The organism is Paenibacillus sp. FSL R5-0517 (genome assembly GCF_037974355.1).
GTDB lineage: Bacteria > Bacillota > Bacilli > Paenibacillales > Paenibacillaceae > Paenibacillus.
The window spans coordinates 4,542,607-4,565,105 of record NZ_CP150235.1 but is presented as its reverse complement, the minus strand read 5'-3'; the positions used below and the strand labels follow the sequence as shown (position 1 = coordinate 4,565,105).

Sequence of the window (22,499 nt, the reverse complement as noted above, 5' to 3'; positions counted from 1 at the left end):
GAACCAGTGAATAGGGAGAACGGGATATGAACTTGCGAATGAAGCTGGCCTTGGCATTTCTGCTGCTGATCATTGTACCGATGTGTGCGCTGGGCATTGGCATGTTTCTGGTCACATCACATACGATTGAGAAAAAATACAATCAACAGGCCGAATATGCGCTTCAGGCCATTAGTTACAATATCGAGAATGTATTTCAGCAGATTAATAATGTGACCGACAACGGGATAGCGACATCTGTTTTCCAGATGGCATTGAACGCGAAAGACCCGACCAAGCAGGATCTGGGCACCGGTAATCAGTTATCCCTGAATGCCAGCCAGCGCAATTTCCGTTCCCTTCTATATAATTATCCGTTCATCAGTTATGCCTTTTTATATGATTTGCGTTCTTCCGAGAACAACCAGATTGTCTCCATTTTCACCAAAGAGAATTTTCAAGCCCTTCCTTTTCAGCAATTCAAAGTGCATCCCTTATTCAACGAAATTCAGCAACTTAATGGCGTGCCCAAATGGCTCGCGCCTCTGGAGTATTCCGAATTAACCGGAGTAGAACCTGTTTTCACCCAGATCAGACTGGTCAAGGAACTCAGTTATTTTCAAAATATCGGCGTGCTTGTTGTTCAGATCAAAAAAGGAGAAATTGACCGGATCTTTCGTCATCTGCAAATCAGTGATTCGGCACAGGATACATCATTCCTGTTAATTAACGAAGAAGGACTGATCGTTTATGATCCAGCAGGGCGTTATAACGGTGAGAACATGCAGAACCTTGGAGCAGAATCCGGCAGTTACGGTCCCGGCTTTCGCAGCGTCAGAACGGTCTTTGACGGCAAGGAGAGCATCATTTCGCAATATCATCTGAAGAACTATAACTGGAGTCTCGTCAGTGTGACTTCATGGGAAGCCTTATCTGCGGAAACAAATGCTTTTGCAGGCTGGTCTGTCATTATTATTCTGTCGTGCCTGTTCGCCGCCATGATCTTTAATCTATTTTTCATGAATCGCATTACGGGCAATATTGCTGTACTTGTAAGATTTATGCGCCGTGTGGATGATGGTGATTTTAACGCAAGGGTGGAAGGTAAAGGTTTTGACGAGATGCAGCTGCTGGCGCAAGGATTCAATGAGCTATTGGAACGTATTGGGGGATTATTCCGTCGTGTTCGGGCTGAGCAAGAGCAGAAGGCCCAAGCGGAACTACGTGTACTCCAAGCCCAGATCAAACCCCATTTTCTGTTTAACACATTGGAATCCATTAATGGATTGGCACTACGTGGCGAGGGCCGCAAAGTAAGCGAGATGGTGACCAGGTTGGGCAATATGCTTCGTATCAGCATTCAGGATCAGGAGGAGATTCCGCTGAGTGAGGAGATAAGGCATTTGCAGAGTTATCTGGAAATTCAACAATACAGGTTCAGTGATTTGTTCACCTATGAGATTGACATACCACCCCATCTATACAGTTCAATTTTGCTCAAACTGACGCTCCAGCCTCTGGTGGAAAATAGCATTCAACATGGGTTTGAGGGAATCACCTATCCAGGTGTACTGCGGATAAGCGCATATGCAGAACGGGATCAACTTGTGTTATGTGTTGAGGATAGTGGGATTGGTATTCCCCAGGAAATGCTCGCACGATTTGAGTACATGGCAGCAGATCCGCCGGAAGACATGCTGGTCAAAGGGACGGAATCATTATCATCCATAACGGAACGCCGGGGATTGGGATTACGAAGTGTGGCAGATCGAATTCGTATTCAATACGGGACCGGGTATGGCATATTCATATGTTCTGCACCGGGGTATGGCACTGTGATTCGATGCATCATACCATTATATGAGCAGGAGGAAGCCGGATGAATCTGACTGCAATGCTGGTTGACGATGAGCTCCCGATTCTGGAGAATCTGAACTACATCTTACCCTGGGAAGAGATGGGGATTAAAATTACAGGTACAGCGAGAAGCGGGGCAGAAGCGCTGGGGAAAGTAACAGAAATTCATCCAGACATTCTCTTATGCGATATTCGGATGCCGTCCATGGATGGATTGGAACTCATTCGGTTGCTGCGAGAGCAAGGTGAAACGTGTGAAATTATTTTGCTGACCGGTTATCAGCAGTTTGAGTATGCTCGGACTGCTATTCAATATAACGTGCATGAATACATATGCAAGCCCATCGATTATTTGAATCTGGAACATAAACTGCGTGAGCTTGCCGGGCAGATCCAGAAGAGACGTATGGAAAACGAATCGCAACGTTATCGCAGCCAAGAGATGGAAAGCTGGATCAGACACAAACATTTGATTGACCTATTGCGGGGAGAAGCACCGCAGAAAATTGCCTATCCTGCCTCTGTTCCTGAGTTCATAACAGCGGCTGCACCGTATACGTTGCTGCTGGTGGATGCGGTCGGTTATTTTCGCCATTCTATCGGCTGGTCCGAGCTTCAGCATGAGCGATGGCATGAGAACATCAGTTCAAGACTTCGGGAAGTGGCAGAGAGCATGACGGGGGACTGTCAGATTCTTTCGACTCGCAAAGGTGAGTGGTGCATCCTGCTGGAGGCATCGAGTGAGTGGAAATGTCGTTCAGAGGAACTGGCCCATCAACTGTATCATGAATTGAATGCGATCGTATCCTTGAATTCAAGTGTGAGGATCAGGGTTGTTCAGGATGATGTGCCCGTGAACCGGGAAAGTCAAATTCTGGAGCGATACCGGCATTGTCAAAAAATACTGATGTTCCATTCGGAGAGTGAAGACAGGGTGCTGAGTTCGAGTTGTCCCGAAACCGCTTTATCGTATGATCACACCGCCTTCAAAGGGGCTAACTCATGGATTACAAGAGAAGATCTGGAGCTGGTTACTCGGTGGATTCGTCAAGGGAACAAGCACGGGTTACGCGATGTGTTGGATCGTCTTAAACAACGAATGGGGAATTCAGGACACACCTTCAATAGAATGGATGAAACCAATCTTCGGTTTATGCTTGTACACATGCTTCGGGAACTGCGCGAAGTACAGGCCATCTCTGAAGGGCATGAAGTGAATTATTGGAATGCACTGCAAGGGGCCGTGTCCATGAGGGAACTGCTTGAACTTGCAGAGGTTCTTACCCAAGCCTGTCAGGGCAAACAAACGCAGCCACGTCCTTCCGTATCGGAACTGATCCTGTCTGCTTGTGAGTATATGGATGCACGGCTGCAACAGGACTTGGGAATAGATGAAGTCTCCGATTGGCTCGGAATCAGTCCGGGATACTTCTGCCAGCTATTTAAAACTCAAATGGGTGTTACTTTTGTGGAATACATGACCCAGAAACGGATGGAAAGTGCTGCTTTATTGTTGAGTACAACCGAATGGAGCATTACAGCGATTGGGGAAGCAACAGGGTTCAAGGAGCGCCGTTACTTCTCCAAGGTGTTTCACAAACACTTCCACATGAAACCTTCGGAGTATAGACAGAGCAAACGACTGGGTTCATAGCGGCAACGGAAACGAGAGGAGAGGTCGAATGAAACCCTTGAATGAGCTGACATTGGAGCAAAAGGTAGGCCAATTGTTGATGTGTGGATTTCACGGTCAGCACGCAGATGAACAGATTACTCATTTAATTCGTGACTATCATATTGGAGGCGTCATTTATTTCCGCCGCAATGTGCACAGTGTAGATCAATTGACAAAGCTGTCCGCCGAACTGCAAGATATGGCTGCTGCATCGGGGGCATTTCCACTCATGATTTCGGTGGACCAGGAAGGTGGCATGGTTGCACGGATTGACAAAGAGGGAATGACTCAAGTGCCGGGTAATATGGCACTTGGTGCGACAGGCAATCCGGAATATACCCTGGCGTGTGCCCAAATTCTGGGGCGTGAGTTAAAAAGCATCGGTGTTGATATGAACCTTGCCCCCGTGGTTGACGTGAATAACAACCCGCTCAATCCGGTTATCGGTGTGCGTTCGTATGGTGAACATGCTGAAAGTGTGGCCGCTCATGGCGTAGCAGCCATCAGCGGATATCAATCACAGGGCATAGCTGCTACTGCCAAACATTTTCCGGGACATGGAGATACCGCCGTAGATTCTCATCTGGGTATGGTTACGGTACCTCATGATCGAAACAGATTGGAACAGATGGAGTTGTTGCCGTTCCGCAAGGCGATTGAGGCCGGAGTTGATGCTATTATGACAGCTCATGTGATGTTCCCTTCAATTGAGCCTGAGCCCATTCCGGCAACGTTGTCGCGTAAAGTTTTAACTGGTCTGCTACGCGAAGAAATGGGCTTTGAGGGCATTATTATTACAGACTGTCTAGAAATGCATGCAATATCCAAGCCGTATGGGGTAGCTGAAGCTGCCATTTGTGCTGTGGAGGCAGGAGCAGATCTGATTCTGGTAAGTCATACCCTGCAAGATCAGGTTGCTGCTGTTGAAGCCATTGTTCAAGCCGTTCGAACAGGGCGAATTACGGAAGATATCATTAACAAGGCACTGGAACGTATTATTACATGGAAGGCAGCGCGCTGCGGGTACCCGGACACTGGTCTTGATTCGCCTAAAGCAAGTGAAACGATCGAAATAACCGATGTTGAACCTGTTAATGACAATGAATCCACTGAACCCAGTGATCCCAGTGAACGAAACGAATCGACGCTGTTCAAGATTGCTTCAAGCAGCATTACCATCGTTCATAATGATGGACTACTGCCGTTGGATCCAGAGAAGGACGTGCATGTCATCTGGCCTGAGGTTGTGCAGCGGACAGAGGTGGATGAACCATGGTCCCATACAGAATCGCTTGGTATAGCGTTATCGCAACTGCGAGGCAGAGTTCGTGAACACAAGATTACAACTCAGCCTACTTATGATGAAGCAGATCGGATATTGGCTGAAGTGTCGGAGAGTGAGCAAGTTATCGTATGTACATACACATCTGCAGGGCATCTTCCGAAAGGGCAACAGTATTTGGTTGAAAAGCTGAGTGAGAATCATTCGCTGATTGTCATTGCTCTGCGCAATCCATATGATCTGCTGGAGATTTCGAGGCCGGGAAGTTATGTGTGTACTTATGAGAATACACCAGCAGTCGTCCGGGCACTGTCCCAAGTGTTAACAGGGGGACTGCAGCCAACAGGACGCCTGCCTGTCCGTTTGCGCTAGATCTATTCAATCCTTACATCTCTCTGTGATATGGTGCTGATAGACCATATGGCAGAGAGATTTTTTTGTTGAAAGTTGTCAATGGGTAATTTTGGAATCCCATGCCGAAATGATTATTGATAGATAACAATTTTCATAGTATTTTCCTTCTATTAAAAGTTTACAATTCTCCTCTTAACTTTTTAGCAACTTTTCCCGGTTGCAAGCGTCTAATAATATGACTTTTTGAGGGGGATATTTATAAATGGGAGCAGAAGGAGCCAAAGACAAAGAATGAATTTGAAGAAGAAATTGTCCATACTTACCGCTTTTGCTGTTTTTCAGGCGTTTGCAGTGATTCCTGCCAATGCACAGTCAGCAGATCAGAGCGATACTACACCAGTGAATACAGCCAAAGTTAAATCCGTGGAGGTTGTGAAGAAAGAACAAACCATCGCGGAATCCGAAGTGAAATCCGAAACAAACACGCCAACATCAAATAATGAAACAACTGAAGAAGGGAATCCGGAAACCAATGTTCCTACTGGAACAGATGTTACTCCAGTTGATCCGGTAGAGGAACCGACGGACGAAGAAGGTACAGCTGAGGAAACACCATCACCTGCACCAGTAGAAGTAGAGCAACCGTCTACGGGGAGTTCATCTGTTGCTGGAGGCGGAGGTGGAGACCTTACTCTTTATATGAACAGTAATAAAATGATGCAAGATGGCAAAACATATCTTGCCGGGCAGCCAATGGCTGTTAAAAATGGTGTATCCTATGTAGCTATTCGTGCTCTCGTTGATCGGGTTGGCTATGATGTCAAATACGATAACACAACCAAAGAAACGATCATTATTAGTGGTGAAGATGAGCTGCGTTTCAAAACCAACAGCAAGATCTATACCGTTAATGGTGTGTCCAGAACGATGAAGGGCGCGGCTTATCAACAAAAAAATACGTTCATGGTGCCGTTGACTTCAATTACACAGGCTCTGGACATTACGTATAAAGTAAATCAATCTGCCAAAACGGTTGTATTGAATCTGAGTACCAAACCGGTAGCAAGCTTCACGGTACAAAAAGAGGTCTTTGCCGGAGAGCAGGTAACCTACACCACCAGATCCAGCTCTCCCAAGGGACTCAGCATTGTAGATGAGCGTTGGACAGGCCGTCAGGATTCATTCGACCAACCAGGTGTATACACAGTAACCTATGCGGTTCAGGATTCAAGTGGTCAATGGAGCGATCCGTATTCGGTTACGATTAAGGTTGAAAGACCGAATCTGCCACCTGTCGCAATGTTTACGACAGATAAAGAAGAATACAAAATGGGTGAGAAAATCACTTATATTGATCAAAGCACAGATGATGAGAACGCAATTGTTAAAACCGAATGGGATAATAATGCACTTGCATTCTTTGTTCCAGGACCGAAGACCGTAACGATTACAGTTACCGATAAACATGGTGCTAGTGATAGCTACACCAAGATGATCAACATTACGGGCGAAACGCTGTATAGTTTGTCCGACTTCAATCAATTGTTCACACCAGTTGGTGAGAAGTTCACTTTTGACGGTGGTGGAGTACCCGCATTGGAGAAAGTACCTTTCACTTATTATGATGAACCCAGTCTGCTGATCCGCAGTAACAGCCCGGAAACCGTGAATACAGAAGGCATTGTGTACAAGGAATCTTCCTTCGGACAGACACGATTCATGATTCACCATGTGAACAACACGGGCAAAAACGTGAAAATGTATGTTGTAGCGACAAACAACAATGCATACACGGCGTCCATTGAACAACAAAACATGGGCTTTGCAGGACCATCTCCTTTTGCAACGGTAGCTGGAAAGTTGTCCATTGATCGTTGGTTCCAGTCCATGCAGAATGGCACAGGACAAAAGAAAGTGTACATCCAGCCAGGAGAAAGCAAGCTGATTCTTAATGATCTGAGCGTTCTTCCGATGAAACAGGGACAAGTCATTTCCTTGTATTCGGATGTATTCAGTGACTATGAACTGGATTATAACATTATCATGATCGAAGAAAACAAGGACCCGATGGAAGTGTTGTCGAGCCTGCCGGTTCTGGATCGTGATGGTGTTCACAACCGCGGAACGTACCCGAATGCAACACGGATCATCACGTATGATCAAGAAATAGGATCGAAGCCTGCACGTCTTCCACTTGGAGACAATGCAAGTGATCCGAACCTTGTGGGAACGGACCCGATGGCTTACACAGAAGCTTCCAACGCAGGTAACTTCGGTGTATTGTACAAAATTACATTGAATAATGTTGCTCCGCGCACGTTGATTTCATTTAACCCTCGTGGAGGCAGATACTCAGGTGTGGCACTCGTGAACGGACAAGTTGTTCAGATTTCCACAGGTAAATCTGTAACTGCACCTAATGAGCAAAGCGTAATGTATCGCACAGGTTCATACGGCGAGAGTGTAACGATTCTCTTCTCGGCGGCACCAGGAAGTAACTTGCCTGTTAACCTGCTGTTCACGCCGCTTCCGGCTGAAAAGTAATATCATGAACATGCACGGACGGTTTGGAGTGAAAGCTTATATCATATATACCCGTTCACCCCAAAAGTCGCCCGAACGATTGATCATCTGAACCGTCAGGAAGGGACTCCATTAATATGTAATGTCATTAGCTCAAAGCTAAACGTAATGGCAATGCATGTGTATGGAGTCCTTTTTATGTGTTGTTGGAATGACCTAACCCGGTGTCTTCGTTGACTCTAATCGTAATTTGATGCATTATTAGATGTATACAGAAGAGGCAAAATGCTCGTAAGACAGGAGGTGCTTTAGATCATGCTGTCGACAGAACAGATTATTTCGACTATGTCCTCACAGGGGCTCCGCATTACTGATCAGCGGAAAACACTGGCCCGGTTATTTGCCGAGTCCCCCGGGTATCTTACACCCAAGGACGTCTATGAATATATGGGTAAGACTTACAGCGGACTGAGTTTTGACACAGTATATCGGAATTTGCGGGTGATGCAGGAACTGGGTGTACTGGAACAGGTCATCTTCGAAGATGGCGTTAAATTCAAAGCACACTGTAGTGAAGATCATCATCACCATCATATGATCTGTCTGAAGTGTCAGAAGACGTATCCTATTATTTTTTGCCCGATGCAGCTTGCGGATGCGCCTGAACAATTTCAGGTTGTGGACCACAAGTTTGAGGTGTTTGGCTATTGCAAGGACTGTGCTGAGCATGCTCCTGCCAAAGCGGCGTCGGGACATCACGCTCACGGGAAGCACTGACGATGAAGTTATCGCGCAGAATCGCTCAGGCACCCATTCGTGTGTACCGCAACTATATCTCTCCATTAACGCCGCCAACATGTCGGTTCTATCCGAGCTGTTCGGCTTATGCCATGGAGGCGATTGAAGTGCACGGTGCGCTCAAAGGCTCGTTGTTAACAGCGAAACGTATTGCCAAATGTCATCCGTTTCATCCAGGTGGTGTAGATCTGGTGCCACCAAAGGCGGAGAAGTCTACTCTGGTATCCGAGTAACGTTATAACCTGAAGTATTCGGGTGGCCGTGAAGCAAACTGGAATTGAAATCGAGGCTGCTGCCCACTTGACAAAGGGGCCCGCATTTCAGTATATTTTTCCTATATGTGCAAGTTCAAAAGTCTGGTTTTACTTTTTGAACAACTTCTATATGATTTCCAGTGAAGGGATAAGTACAGACACACCCCCAGTGCAGAGAGCCGGATGAGCTGAGAACCGGTCTGGGAGGAGGATGGAACATGGTCCCGGAGGAACCTCTTTCGAGCGTGCAGACAGCGATTTCAGAGCTGCTGTCGTAAGGCTGAGGCGTGATCCAGCGTTAATGGGCGGTCGAAGGACCGACAGAGCCTGTGTTTTGCGAAAAACATGGGGAATTTGGGTGGTAACACGTGAGAGCAACTCTCGTCCCATAGGGGCGGGAGTTTTTTGTGTTCTTTTTTAGTTGTTTTGGACGAAAGGATCACTGAAGCAGGACCATTTGAAGGAGGAGAAGTCATTCATGGCTGACCAAAAAACATTTTATCTGACAACCCCGATTTATTATCCGAGTGACAAATTGCATATTGGGCACGCGTATACAACTGTGGCGGGAGATGCGATGGTTCGTTACAAGCGTCTGCGTGGTTATGATGCTCATTATCTGACAGGAACCGATGAACATGGCCAGAAGATTGAGCGTAAGGCCCAGGAGAAAGGACAGACTCCGCAAGCTTTTATCGATGATATCGTTGTGGGAATCAAGGAACTATGGAACAAGCTGGACATTTCCAATGACGACTTTATCCGTACAACTGAAGAGCGTCACAAAACCGTCGTTCAGGATATCTTTGACCGTTTGCTGAAACAGGGAGATATCTACAAAGGTGAGTATGAAGGCTGGTACAGCATTCCAGATGAGACGTATTACACAGAGACTCAACTGGTGGATGTAGAGAAGAATGAGAAGGGCGAGATTATCTCAGCCAAGAGCCCGGATAGCGGACACCCCGTTGAATTGGTCAAAGAAGAATCCTACTTCTTCCGTATGAGCAAATATGCAGATCGTTTGTTGAAATATTATGAAGAGAACCCGGGCTTTATTCAGCCGGAATCCCGTAAGAACGAGATGATCAACAACTTCATCAAGCCGGGTCTTGAAGATTTGGCTGTATCACGTACTACATTTGAATGGGGCGTCAAAGTTAAAGGCGATCCAAAACACGTGGTCTACGTATGGATTGATGCACTGTCCAACTATATTACAGCTCTGGGCTATGGTTCATCCGATGCATCCCTGTATAACAAGTTCTGGCCTGCGGATGTACATCTGGTAGGTAAAGAAATTGTTCGTTTCCATACGATCTACTGGCCAATTATGTTGATGGCATTGGATCTGCCTTTGCCGAAGAAAGTGTTCGCACATGGCTGGTTGTTGATGAAGGATGGCAAGATGTCCAAATCCAAAGGCAATGTGGTTGATCCAGTGACTCTGATTGACCGCTATGGTCTCGATGCACTGCGTTATTACCTGCTGCGTGAAGTACCGTTTGGTTCCGATGGTACGTTTACACCGGAGAGCTTCGTAGAACGTGTAAACTCCGACCTTGCGAACGACCTGGGTAACCTGTTGAACCGTACAGTTGCCATGGTAGACAAATATTTTGAAGGCAAAGCCCCTGCGTTTGCATCGAATGTAACGGAATTTGATGCTTCGCTGGAAGAAGCAGGCCATGCTACAGTAGAAAAAGTGGAACAGGCGATGGAAAACCTGCAGTTTTCCGTAGCACTGACGGCGATCAGCCAATTTGTCAGCCGCACCAATAAATACATTGATGAGACGCAGCCATGGGCGCTGGCTCGTGATGAAGCAAAACGCGATGAATTGGCATCCGTTATGGCTCACCTGATCGAAAGCTTGCGCATTGCTTCAATTCTGTTGCAACCGTTCCTGACACGTGCTCCGCATAAAATCTGGGCACAGCTTGGCATTCAGGAAGGTGAACTCACGGCGTGGGATACAGCCAAGCAATGGGGGCTTGTTCCGGCTGGAAACGCTTTGCAAAAAGGTGATCCAATCTTCCCGCGTTTGGATTCCGAACAGGAAATTGCCTATATCTCAGAAGCGATGACTGGCGGCCAAAAAGCGGCACAGCCTGAAGCAAGTCAAGCAGAGGCTGGAGCTTCGGCAGCTGTTGAACCGGTAACTGCACCTGAAGGTACGGAAGAGATCGGCATTGACGATTTTGCTAAAGTTGAACTGCGTGTGGCTCAAGTCATCTCCTGTGAACCTGTCAAAAAAGCGGATAAGTTGCTGAAATTGCAGCTCGATCTGGGTTATGAGCAGCGCCAGGTTGTCTCTGGAATCGCAAAGTTCTATTCGCCAGAAGAGATGGTTGGACGCAAAGTCATCTGTGTAACTAACCTCAAACCGGTGAAACTTCGTGGTGAACTGTCTCAAGGTATGATCCTTGCTGCATCCCATGGCGACCAGCTTACACTTGCTACAGTACCAGACAGCATGCCTAATGGCGCACAAGTAAAATAAGAAGAATCAAATCATAATCCTTTTTTTATGAGTTATGAAATTGATTCAAATATTGTCGTATCTATAACTCAAGGTGGCCCGATGTAATTCGGGTCCCTTTTTTTATTGATATAATTTCGTATCTGACGGGTAGAGAACAAGCATATACTGTTATAACTCCGTACTTCAGGAAAGAATGAATAGGAAGGTATAGCTTGACAAGTGGGTTCATGTTACCTATAATTCTTTCAGTAATGTTTACGATTAAGAGATACGGAGTGAATCATAATGACATTTTATAAAGTGCAACATCAAGTTCCGGATAACCGGACAGGGAAGACAAGCAAAAGAGGCAATATGAAGTTACTGTGGACTGGTTTCCTTATTCTCAGTTTACTGGTATTGTCTGCATGTGGGCAGGATAACTCCAAGAGTGCGACGATTGTAGAAGGTAAGGTAAACGTGGTGACGACATTTTATCCTGTGTATGCTTTTACAGCTGCAATTGGTGGTGAAGATGCCAATGTTATTAACCTGCTGCCAACAGGAGTAGAACCACATGACTGGACTCCAAAGAGTCAGGATATTGTCAATACGTCCAAGGCACAGTTGTTTTTCTATAATGGAGCTGGACTGGAAGGATGGGTGCCTAATTTCCTAAAGTCGTTGAATAGCGATACAAAGGTGAAGTCTGTTGCCGTCAGCGAAGGCGTGAAGCTGTTGACCGCAGAGGGTGACGATGGGCACGGTCACGGCGAAGAGCATGAAGACGAACATGCAGATGAGGCTACCAGTGAAGAAGATGTCGCTGATCATCATATTGATCCACATACGTGGGTTAGTCCAAAATCTGCTATGATCATGGCTGAAAACATCAAAAATAGTCTGGTTGAGGCAGATCCTGATCACACAGCAGGTTACGAACAACGTTATGAAGAGCTTCGTACCAAGCTTGAGACGCTGGATCAGCATTTTACAGATGAATTGGCTAAAGTGCCAAACAAGGAAATTGTTGTCTCGCACCAGGCCTTCGGCTACCTTGCGCGTGATTATGGACTAACTCAGCATGCCATTATGGGACTTTCCCCGGATGCTGAACCGACAGGGCAGGATATTGTGAAACTTGCGAAACTGGTTAAAGATGAAGGCATTAAGTACATTTTCTTCGAAGAGCTGGTATCTGACAAATTGGCGAAAACACTGGCAAGTGAAGCAGGAGTGGAGACTATGGTTCTTAACCCTGTTGAAGGATTGACCAAGGAGCAGGCAACCAACGGGGATGATTATTTCACCCTGATGGAGAAAAATTTGCAAAATCTGCTGATCGCATTAAAATAAGATAGAATGAAGGATTCAGGTCGAAGAGTCTTTACCGTTCGCGGTGAAGGCTCTTAGAACGCTATGCAATCCTTATATATAATGAAGGGCGGCTTTGCCATGCAGCAAATCATGCCACTATGTCATGATCCAATTATAGAGATCGAGAAACTATCATTTTCCTACGGGGACCAGCGAGTGATTGAGAATCTCAATTTTATGGCCCAGGAACGGGACTTTGTCGGGATTATCGGTTCCAATGGGGCGGGAAAAACGACATTGTTGCGTATGCTGGTAGGACTTCTTCCTCCTGCGCAGGGAGATATCAAGCTATTCGGAGAGTCGATCCGCAGGTTCAAGGACTGGGAACGAATCGGGTATGTACCTCAAAAGAATGCGTTTAATCCGTTATTCCCTGCAACTGTTCGTGAAGTGGTTATGTCCGGTTTGTACAATAACAAAAACATGTTCCGTCGTATGTCTCGCAAATGTCAGCAACAGTGCACAGATGCGATGCAGGTTATGCGGATTGAAGATCTGGCGAATAAACGAATTGGTCAATTGTCCGGTGGACAGCAGCAGCGTGTTTTTTTGGCACGAGCGCTTATCAATCACCCGGATCTGTTGATTCTGGATGAACCCACAGTAGGTATTGATGCCGAATCACAGGCCAGTTTCTTTGAATTGATTACCCATATGCATGAACATCACCGCATGACTTTTCTGATGGTGTCTCATGATATGGATCGGATGGAGAGTTATCTGGGTTCTGAAGCTGCCGTAACGAATGGCAAAATTAATTTCCATGTCCGTCATTCACACGAGGTACAGGATTGTGCAGAAACCAATCTGCAACATACCACTGCACAGGTACGCTAGCCGTATGTATGGCCCATTAGATTAGAGTAAGTAAGGCCGAAGGAGTCGTGTTTGTTTTGGAAATATTAATGAGTGATTTTTTTCAGCGTGCGCTGGCGGGTGGGTTGCTAATCGGTATTACCGCTCCGTTAATCGGACTGTTTCTGGTCTTGCGGCGGTTATCCATGATCGGAGACACCTTGTCTCATGTGACCATTGCCGGGGTTGCACTTGGATTCCTGATTGAAGTGTATCCCATTGCGGTAGGCTTGATATTTGCCGTGCTTGCTTCATTTGCGATAGAGAAATTGCGCAAAGCGTATAAAAGTTACGCCGAATTATCGATTGCCATTATCATGTCCGGTGGCGTCGCTCTTGCTTCCTTGTTCTTCACGCTGGGCAAAGGATATAATGCAGATGTCATGAGTTATTTGTTCGGCAGCATATATACCTTAGACGCTACGGATCTGAAGCTGGTAGGTGTGGTTACGCTGATCGTGGTGATTGTAGTGGCATTGTTACATAAGGAATTTTTCCTGCTCAGCTTTGAGGAAGATGCAGCAGCGGTTACAGGATTGCCTGTAAAAATTCTGAACATGTTAATCACTGTAATGACAGCACTCGTTATTAGTACGGCGATCAAGATTGTCGGCGCACTACTGGTGTCAGCGCTATTGACCATTCCGGTAGCGGTCAGCCTGTTAATGGCTCGAAGTTTCAAATCCGCGATAATTCTGTCCGTGGTGATCGGTGAAATTGCTGTAGTCCTTGGATTGGTTGTTGCAGGCATTTGGAACCTCGCACCTGGAGCAACGATCGTATTATTGCTGATTATGATGCTGATTCTGACGATGATTGGAAAAAAAGGGTTCCGAGCCTGACGACGGAACGAGCAAGCACGTGAGCCCGGGGAAGGGAGACATCCGCTTCATGCCTGATGTTAATGTATGGATGGCTTTTGTAGCAGGTTTGGTCTCATTTATATCACCATGCTGTCTTCCGTTGTATCCGTCATATCTCTCTTACATTACAGGGATGACGGTGCAACAATTGAAGGATGACCGCAATCAGCGAGAAGTCCGCTTTAAGACCATGACGCACACGCTGGCGTTTATTCTGGGCTTTTCGGCTGTGTTTTATTCGCTTGGCTTGGGTGCCGGACTGTTTGGCCAATTTTTCAATGATAACCGGGAACTGATTCGGCAATTGTCTGCGATTTTGATTATGCTTATGGGGTTATTTTTGCTTGGTGTGTTCAAACCGCAGTTTCTAATGAAGGAACGAAAGATGGATATGAAGTGGAAACCAGCAGGCTATCTGGGCTCTTTCATATTTGGTATCGGTTTCTCAGCAGGATGGTCGCCTTGTATTGGGCCTATTCTAACAGCGATTATTGCAATGGCTGCGAGTGAACCCACCACCTGGCTGGCGCTGATTACAGGTTATACTGCAGGGTTCGCCATCCCGTTCTTCATTTTGGCGTTTTTTATTGGTTCGACACGCTGGATCTTACGGTATTCCAATGTCATGATGAAAATCGGGGGAGCATTGATGCTATTCCTTGGAATATTGCTTTTTACAGACCAGATGACGAAGATTACGATCTGGTTGCAGCAGATTACACCAGACTGGATGATTATTTAAACGGATGAACTGAAATTAGATTTTTATTATGCATGATAAAGCAGGCTACATGTTAACCAGAGTCACTCTGGGTCATGTAACCTGCTTTTTAATCGTTTGGTGTGAATGTTTATACCAACATCACTATTCGTGCAGGGCAGTCCCGTTTTTTCGTTTAGGTGAAGTAATCAATATTGGCTAGTGGAAAATGTTCAAAGATCCGTTCCGTAATGAATTCGCGCAGCGCATCTTGCTGATCATCTTTATACACATACTTGTACTGGCCCCAGCGGCCCCATTTCATCTTGCGTTTCTCGATATCCATCTCCAGCTTGGTCTTAGGATAACGCTTTTCAATGGTCGCTTTGGCCGTTTTGGTAAAACGGTGCTGGATCATCTCAAACGTAAGGTCCTTGGTTGCTTCCTCTGGAAGTGTATCTGCCAGCTTCTGCAACAGCTCGGAATATCCTTCTTCCCAGCCCTCATACCACATAATAGGAGCGATAATGAAGCCAAGAGGGTAACCTGCGTGTGCAATTTTGCCAGCAGCTTCTATGCGTTCCTCAAATCTGGAGGTAGCCGGTTCAAAGTTTTTGATGACATAATCCGAATTGACACTAAACCGGATACGGGTGTGGCCGTTATGCTTAATGTTCAGCAACGGATCAACGTGATGATATTTGGTTACGAAGCGCAAGCGTCCATATTCTTCTTCTGCCATAAAACGGATCAAGTCACTTAAATTCTCCGTGATATGCTCGAGTCCTACGGGATCAGACGTACAGGCGGCTTCAAATCGAGTGATTTCTGGCGCGCGCTCTTCGATATACCCTTTGGCAGCCTGAATGATCTCCTCGGTATTGACGTACACCCGGACATAAGGTTTGGCACCAAGTGTAGTTTGAAGATAACAATAATGGCAGTGTCCCATACAGCCTGTAGAGATAGGAATGGCATATTCCGCTGAAGGTTTCGACTGGTCGAACTTGAGTGTTTTGCGCACACCAACGACCAGAGTACGCTTCGCCATCCGGTACTTTTCTTGTTCGGTTTCACCTGGTAGATTCGTGATCCGGTTATGCGATGTGGTCATCTGATAAGGGATGTCTTTGGAAGTCACCCACTCCATAATACGTTTACCTTTATCATATTCCAGCGCACCGGGTTCAAAGTACACCAAATCGGGAATAAAGGGTTTAGTACCTTTTGCTTTGCGAACTGGCGGTTGAGCTACACTTGTACTCACGAAATCACTCCTTTCGATGCGGAACTTAGCTTAGTTTGCCTCGTTCGGTGAAAAGTCACGCCTGCCAATTACTTGTGTACCGTGCGCTGCGAAATGTGCAGGACTTGCCAATGCGTATTGATAACATGTATCATTATAAGATAGGGACCAGGCACGAATAGGGGCCGGTCAGAGAGAAAAGAGGGAAGCAGATGCCAACGCCCAGTATGGAAGATTATTTGGAGCGTATATACAAATTAATTGATGAAAAGGGCTATGCTCGTGTGTCTGATATAGCTGAAGGACTGGAAGTGCATCCTTCATCGGTGACGAAGATGATCCAAAAGCTGGACAAAGACGAGTACCTGATCTATGAGAAGTACCGCGGACTGGTGCTTACGCCAAAAGGCAAAAAGATGGGCAAACGTTTGATGGAACGCCATCATCTGCTTGAACAATTTTTGACAACGATTGGTGTTCAGGAAGAAAATATCTACAATGATGTGGAAGGCATTGAACATCACCTGAGTTGGGACTCCATTACATGTATTGAGTCCTTGGTTGAATACTTCCGTCAGGATGAGAGTCGGTTACGTGACCTCAAAAATCTTCAGGACGTCATGAGTAATACGGAGTCTTGAGTTCCAGCAGTCGTTAAACAAAGTAATATACAATGAATTGTATCCTGTGCTCAAAGGATGCTTCTTGCCGTTTTAATGGCAGGAAGCATTTTTTTTGTTTGCATGAACACCATAATTTGGCGAATTATCGCAACTAAACGATCGATAGGAGCGTCTATTAAACTAGTAGAATTTACCGCAAATTTATAATGATTTTGGAGGACTGCACTAATGAATGTTCGTAAAGGATTGATGCTGCTGCTCATTTTTGTACTTGGATTACAGACAGCAGGCATGACGGCACAAGCAGCCGGACAGAAGGAGATTGCTATTTTCCTGGACGGCAACCGCTTGGAATCGGATGTATCACCATACATCTTGCCCAAGGTCAATGTAACGATGGTACCTCTGCGTGTCATTAGCGAAGGACTGGGTGCATCTGTACTATGGTCTCAGGCTACTCGTACCGTGACCATCCAGAAGTCCGATTCCGTCATCACGATGACAAGTGGACGCCAGCAGGCGAACGTGGATAACGCTGTAGTTGGTCTGGATGCATCGGTAGAATTGAAACAGGGTCGGGTTATGGTACCTATTCGATTTGTCAGTGAGAACCTTGGCATTCGGGTGAATTGGAACCAATCAGCCCAGACCATTGATTTGTACACAGGAGACGTTTCAACACCAACACCTGAACCAACTCCGGCAATCCCGGCAGAGCCTGGAGGCACAGGCACTGTACCGGCATCTGAAGAGATGCGGGGAGCATGGATCTCCACTGTAAATGGAGACTGGCCTTCATCCGGGGCGAAGGGAAATGTAGAGAAGCAAAAGCAAGAATATACGAAACAGCTTGATACATTACAAGGCATGGGCATTAACGCCGTATTTGTCCAAGTCAGAGCAAACGGGGATGCCATCTATCCTTCAGGTCTGGTACCTTGGAACAGTGTGCTGACAGGGACACAGGGTAAAGATCCAGGTTATGATCCCCTCGCCTTCATGATTGAGGAAGCTCACAAGCGGGGCCTGGAGTTCCATGCCTGGTTTAATCCGTTTAGGGCGACCAACTCAGCGAGTACATCCAATCTGGCTGCAAACCACATCTCCAAGCTTCATCCCGACTGGATTGTGAATGCATCCGGTAAAATGTACATTAACCCGGGCATCCCGGAAGCCAGACAGCATATTATCGATACAATCATGGAAGTGGTCAATCAATATAATATTGATGGTGTACACCTGGATGATTATTTCTATCCATCCAATGTGACGTTTAATGATGATGCAGCCTTCAAAACCTATAACACATTGAATACGAAAGACCGTGCTGAATGGCGTCGGGACAATATTAATCAGTTCGTCAAGCAGCTCGGACAGAGCATTCATAGGGTAAAAGCGAACGTTGAATATGGAATTAGTCCATTCGGTGTATGGCGTAATAAATCTGTTGATCTGACCGGCTCTGATACCAAAGCAGGAGTAACCGCGTATGACAGCATGAATGCAGATGTGCGGACATGGATCAATCAGGAGTGGATCGACTATGTCGCTCCTCAGGTGTATTGGAGTATGACACTAAGCGCAGCTCGATACGACAAAGTTGTGGACTGGTGGGCGAATGAAGTGGCTAATACAAATGTAAAATTGTACATTGGTCACGCTCCTTATAAGCTGGGCACGCCGGAAATTGGCTGGCAGACATCACAGGAGATCATCGATCAGCTGAACTACAACAAAAAGTATGGCTCGGTCAAAGGAGACATTTTCTTTAGCTCACAGTACCTGACGAAGAACCCTCTTGGGTTGATTGCCAAATTGAAAGCCTACTATGGTCTATAAAACATTTTAACAACATAGTGATAAGACAAACCCTTGTTCTCATAGAGTGGCAGTAGAAATGTGCTGTTCGGAGAACGGGGGTTTTTTGTGATGTTAATTAACGCGGTATTTGAAGGTGGAGGCGTCAAGGGAATATCGCTTGCAGGTGCTGTTCAGGGTGCTCAAGATTGTGGCATTCAGTTTAATCGGGTAGCTGGCACGTCATCCGGCTCCATTGTAGCTGCGCTGCTGGCCGCCGGTTATCGGGCCGAAGAGATGAAAGACATTATTGAGAAAACACCCTTTATTTCATTGCTGCGTCGTTCCCCCATTTTTAATACCCGATGGATCGGACCCGCAGCAAGGCTGTTCTTGAAGAAAGGACTGTATTCAGGAGAAGCGCTGGAATCATGGATTCGCAAGATGCTGGAGCAAAAAGGGATTCGCACATTCGCTGACTTGCCGCAAGGCAAGTTGCTTATAACCGCATCGGACATATCCAATGGGACCATCTTGGTGCTGCCGGACGATATTCGGCGGTTTGGCATTGATCCTGCCAAGCTGGATGTGGCAAAAGCGGTACGTATGAGTTGCAGTATTCCGTATTTTTTCGATCCGGTTGTCATACGCAAATCGCCAGTATTCTCCAAAGGGCTTCCTTTTCAAGATCAGTTCGTGTACGTAGTGGATGGTGGGTTGCTTAGCAATTTTCCGTTGTGGCTCTTCGATGGTGATCGTACGGGACAGGGGGGAGATGTTATTCCAGTCGTCGGATTCAAAATGGTGGGCAAAACGGAGGTGGAACCTGCCCGGATTAAAGGACCGCTAAGCATGCTTCAAGCCCTTGTGGAGACGATGCTCACAGCACATGATGAACGCTACATCGAACAGATTAACCGGTTTCGTACCGTGAAGATACCAACGCTTGGCATTAAACCAACACAATTTCATTTATCGTTACAGGACAGCACGGCTTTATACCGTTCAGGTGTTACCGCAGGAAGCGAATTTTTCAACGGGTGGAATATGAAAATGTATGATGAACAGCTGGACAAACAAAGAAAAGAATTACGCAAGAAACAAGCAGAAGCTCCACCGCTGATTCCTGTATAAACGTGAAAAAAGCAATTCTCCGCATGGGGAGAATTGCTTTTTGTATATTCAGTAACTTTTAGTGATATTTCGGTATATCTTCATCGCTTTTCCCTTTTTGCCCCTGAATCACCTGGAAAGGATAATCCTTGCGTTTCTTTGAAGAACCGCTGCTCTTTCTGGCACTGGACTGTGCATTGACTTTCGCCATGGTTCGTGCGGATGGTTTAATCTTTGGTGATTTGGTTTTGCTTGCCCAGCGACGAGGCGGATATCTGTACAGCAGGAATACGGCTCCGAACACGACCAGAGGAATAATGATCCTGGATGGACTAGCATTTCCCAGCCAAGTCAAGACTCCAACAGCAGCTAGTGCGATGAACGTCCAAAATAAGATTGCTTGCTTGTTCATATCATTCACCCTTTCACAGGATCGAGTGTTGCAACAGGTACTTCTGATGTAGCAGAGACATTGGCAAGCTTGGCATCCAACTCACGCATACGGTTAAACGAAGCAATGGATACTTCTACCTGTTCGTTGGTCGGTTCTTTTGTTGTCAGCAATTGCAGCCACAATCCCGGATAGCCGAGATAACGCAGTACAGGAATATCGCGTACAGAATTCGTGAGCTTTAACAGTTCAAAAGAAATGCCTAGCACAACTGGCAATAACAACAGACGCTGACCCATACGTTCCCAGAGGTTATCGTACGTGAAGAGGGAGTATAGAAACACGCCAATAATGACAGTCAACATGATGAAGCTGCTTCCGCAGCGGTAGTGCAGACGGCTGTACTTTTGCACGTTCTCCGGTGTCAGTTCTTCACCAGCTTCATGTGCGCTAATGACTTTGTGTTCCGCTCCATGATACTGGAAGAGACGTTTAATCATCGGCGTCTGTGAGATTAACCACAGATAGGCCAGTAACAGGATCAGCTTAATGCCGCCTTCCAGTAAATTATGCAAAAACTGATTGTCGAATGCATTTTTGAATAGAAAATTCTCGATAACAACAGGAAGCAATGTGAGCACAACTTTACCAAAAAGGAATGAGAGGATAGCTACGGCGGTCACACCAATGATCATGCTAAGGCTCCACCCCGAACCTTCTTTCTCTTTTTGCTTGGCTTTCTCTTCCGGTTCCAGTTCATCATCAGCATAGGCGTCAGCAGAATAATTGAGATGTCTGCTACCTTTGACACTTGAATCTATAATGCTGACAATTCCGCGTAATAAAGGAATCCGCCGCAATTTCGTGACCCAGGACTTGTCTTGCTTGGGAACTTCCAGATACGTAATTTCGCCGTCTTTTCTACGAACAGCTGTAACGTTGACATGTTTCCCACCAAACATTACGCCTTCAATGACAGCTTGCCCCCCATAGCTGACAGGCTTGGATTGTTGAGGCAAATTATTCACCTTCCTATTCTGTTCTTGGCCTTCGCAATCAAAGGCAGTTTAATAACCCTATTGTATCGAATTTTAAGACCAATTTCTAGTTTGTGAGTCAAAGCTTGAAGGATGTTGTTAAGATTGTCCTGTTTTGAACATACTACCTCGTAGAATCAGACAGGAAATTCGGGGCAGAACGCGGGATTATCAACTGAATGAAGGAGAATATCGATGACAGAACGTACGCATGAAGATACATCACATCATGAAGGTCAACGACCGAGAGAACGGCAGCCAAAAGACAGGGGCAGGCGCCCTACCCAGAGGCAGGGTCAAGCGCACTACTATACCAAGCCATTTTCCTTTGCTTTGGAGCTTGGTTTCTTTGCAGGTCTAATCTGGGGAGGGCTACACTGGCTATTCTACCTGTTGCACTTTACGATTGTGCCTGTAGGATTTCTCGCAGAGCCTTTTTTCAAACATCAATATATATATACCGCAGCAGGGCATTTGACAGGGTGGCTGTTTTTTATTGTCTTTTCGGTCTTGGCTTCCTTGCTCTACACGTTTACGATTAGAAAATTGAAAGGGCCGTTACCCGGCATGGTGTATGGACTTGTCTGGTGGCTGATTCTCTTTGTACTGGTCGGACCAAAACTGGGAATGATGAAGCCTTTGAAGGGTTTAACATGGGATTCCATCATCACGGAAATCTGCTTCTTTTTGCTATGGGGGCTGTTCATTGGATACACGGTAGCCATGGAGTACACGGATGAACGCAAACGCGAGCCAGAGCAAGCAGGGGCATAGCGCAAAAAAGCTTCTCAATCCGGCAATGCCTGTGTTAAAATAGCAGATGGTTATTTGCAGAGAGGGTGGAGCAGCGATGAAACGAATTATTGTGATCAATGGTCCGAACCTGAACATGCTTGGCGTACGCGAACCAGGCATCTATGGAACGCTTAGTCTGAAGGATATTGAGGACAAAATTCGCAGACAGGCTGATGAACTTGGCGTCTCCATCGCTTTTTATCAATCGAACCATGAAGGGGATATCATTGATCGTATTCATGCAGCGATGGGCGAAGCAGACGGAATGATATTGAATGCCGGAGCATTTACTCATTATAGCTATGCTATACGTGATGCAATCAATGCTGTAAAAGTCCCTACAGTGGAAGTACATCTATCCAACATTCATGCACGCGAAGCGTTCAGACATCATTCAGTGATTGCAGCGGAAACAATCGGGCAGATTGCCGGATTTGGCGAAGTAAGCTATGAACTGGGATTGCTGGCTCTTGTGCGTCATCTGGACAAACAAACCTGAGCCGGGAACCCGGGAAT

19 protein-coding genes are annotated in these 22,499 nt (G+C 46.2%); 16 read left to right on the top strand and 3 right to left on the bottom strand.

What is annotated here, in order from left to right; genetic code table 11:
• Positions 1-26 precede the first annotated feature (26 nt).
• From MKX40_RS20300 to MKX40_RS20250, 11 genes are all read left to right on the top strand, one after another.
• Complete coding sequence (locus MKX40_RS20300) at positions 27-1,862, top strand: sensor histidine kinase (protein WP_339235531.1); 1,836 nt, start codon at positions 27-29, stop codon at positions 1,860-1,862.
• Positions 1,859-3,490, top strand: a complete 1,632-nt coding sequence (locus MKX40_RS20295) for a response regulator (protein WP_339235528.1) — start codon at positions 1,859-1,861, stop codon at positions 3,488-3,490. The genes MKX40_RS20300 and MKX40_RS20295 overlap by 4 nt, the downstream gene beginning before the upstream one ends.
• A 28-nt stretch (positions 3,491-3,518) precedes the next feature.
• Positions 3,519-5,165 (top strand): beta-N-acetylhexosaminidase, encoded by a 1,647-nt coding sequence (gene nagZ / locus MKX40_RS20290; protein ID WP_339235525.1) that lies wholly within the window; start codon positions 3,519-3,521, stop codon positions 5,163-5,165.
• A 273-nt stretch (positions 5,166-5,438) separates the two neighbouring features.
• Positions 5,439-7,691 carry a stalk domain-containing protein gene (locus tag MKX40_RS20285; RefSeq protein WP_339235522.1) on the top strand — a complete coding sequence of 751 codons (2,253 nt, stop codon included), beginning with the start codon at positions 5,439-5,441 and terminating at the stop codon, positions 7,689-7,691.
• Positions 7,692-7,985: 294 nt separating this feature from the next.
• A complete protein-coding gene (locus MKX40_RS20280; RefSeq protein WP_339235519.1) occupies positions 7,986-8,447 on the top strand; it encodes a Fur family transcriptional regulator in 462 nt (153 codons plus the stop codon).
• A gap of 2 nt (positions 8,448-8,449) precedes the next feature.
• Positions 8,450-8,701, top strand: a complete 252-nt coding sequence (gene yidD, locus MKX40_RS20275; protein WP_091018158.1) for a membrane protein insertion efficiency factor YidD — start codon at positions 8,450-8,452, stop codon at positions 8,699-8,701.
• Between the two features lie 478 nt (positions 8,702-9,179).
• Complete coding sequence (metG, locus tag MKX40_RS20270) at positions 9,180-11,225, top strand: methionine--tRNA ligase (RefSeq protein ID WP_339235517.1); 2,046 nt, start codon at positions 9,180-9,182, stop codon at positions 11,223-11,225.
• 336 nt (positions 11,226-11,561) lie between these two features.
• Positions 11,562-12,542, top strand: coding sequence for a metal ABC transporter substrate-binding protein (locus MKX40_RS20265; protein WP_339243136.1), 981 nt, complete (start codon positions 11,562-11,564; stop codon positions 12,540-12,542).
• Between the two features lie 99 nt (positions 12,543-12,641).
• Positions 12,642-13,400: a metal ABC transporter ATP-binding protein gene (locus MKX40_RS20260; protein ID WP_339235515.1), complete on the top strand. Its 759-nt coding sequence runs from the start codon at positions 12,642-12,644 to the stop codon at positions 13,398-13,400.
• 56 nt (positions 13,401-13,456) lie between these two features.
• Positions 13,457-14,260 carry a metal ABC transporter permease gene (locus tag MKX40_RS20255; protein ID WP_339235513.1) on the top strand — a complete coding sequence of 268 codons (804 nt, stop codon included), beginning with the start codon at positions 13,457-13,459 and terminating at the stop codon, positions 14,258-14,260.
• A gap of 49 nt (positions 14,261-14,309) precedes the next feature.
• Positions 14,310-15,023 carry a cytochrome c biogenesis protein CcdA gene (locus MKX40_RS20250; protein ID WP_339235511.1) on the top strand — a complete coding sequence of 238 codons (714 nt, stop codon included), beginning with the start codon at positions 14,310-14,312 and terminating at the stop codon, positions 15,021-15,023.
• A 154-nt stretch (positions 15,024-15,177) separates the two neighbouring features.
• Here MKX40_RS20250 and splB read toward each other — a convergent pair whose 3' ends face one another.
• Positions 15,178-16,248 carry a spore photoproduct lyase gene (gene splB / locus MKX40_RS20245; protein WP_339235508.1) on the bottom strand — a complete coding sequence of 357 codons (1,071 nt, stop codon included), beginning with the start codon at positions 16,246-16,248 and terminating at the stop codon, positions 15,178-15,180.
• 191 nt (positions 16,249-16,439) lie between these two features.
• On the opposite strand from splB, the gene mntR reads away from it, so the two are divergent.
• The 3 genes from mntR (at position 16,440) to MKX40_RS20230 (ending at position 19,781) form a co-directional block, all read left to right on the top strand.
• Positions 16,440-16,868 (top strand): transcriptional regulator MntR, encoded by a 429-nt coding sequence (gene mntR, locus MKX40_RS20240; RefSeq protein WP_062835284.1) that lies wholly within the window; start codon positions 16,440-16,442, stop codon positions 16,866-16,868.
• Between the two features lie 210 nt (positions 16,869-17,078).
• Positions 17,079-18,689, top strand: coding sequence for a family 10 glycosylhydrolase (locus MKX40_RS20235; protein ID WP_339235506.1), 1,611 nt, complete (start codon positions 17,079-17,081; stop codon positions 18,687-18,689).
• Positions 18,690-18,779: 90 nt separating this feature from the next.
• The gene (locus MKX40_RS20230) at positions 18,780-19,781 is read left to right on the top strand and encodes a patatin-like phospholipase family protein (protein WP_339235504.1); all 1,002 of its coding nucleotides are present in this window, start codon (positions 18,780-18,782) and stop codon (positions 19,779-19,781) included.
• 58 nt (positions 19,782-19,839) lie between these two features.
• Here MKX40_RS20230 and MKX40_RS20225 read toward each other — a convergent pair whose 3' ends face one another.
• Together MKX40_RS20225 and MKX40_RS20220 are read right to left on the bottom strand one after the other, a co-directional pair.
• Complete coding sequence (locus MKX40_RS20225; RefSeq protein WP_339235501.1) at positions 19,840-20,172, bottom strand: hypothetical protein; 333 nt, start codon at positions 20,170-20,172, stop codon at positions 19,840-19,842.
• A gap of 5 nt (positions 20,173-20,177) precedes the next feature.
• Positions 20,178-21,170, bottom strand: a complete 993-nt coding sequence (locus tag MKX40_RS20220; RefSeq protein ID WP_062835280.1) for a DUF1385 domain-containing protein — start codon at positions 21,168-21,170, stop codon at positions 20,178-20,180.
• Between the two features lie 213 nt (positions 21,171-21,383).
• Here MKX40_RS20220 and MKX40_RS20215 point away from each other — a divergent pair, with 213 nt between their 5' ends.
• Together MKX40_RS20215 and aroQ are read left to right on the top strand one after the other, a co-directional pair.
• Positions 21,384-21,962, top strand: a complete 579-nt coding sequence (locus MKX40_RS20215; RefSeq protein ID WP_339235499.1) for a YqhR family membrane protein — start codon at positions 21,384-21,386, stop codon at positions 21,960-21,962.
• Between the two features lie 76 nt (positions 21,963-22,038).
• Positions 22,039-22,482 (top strand): type II 3-dehydroquinate dehydratase, encoded by a 444-nt coding sequence (gene aroQ, locus MKX40_RS20210; protein WP_339235497.1) that lies wholly within the window; start codon positions 22,039-22,041, stop codon positions 22,480-22,482.
• Positions 22,483-22,499: the final 17 nt, after the last annotated feature.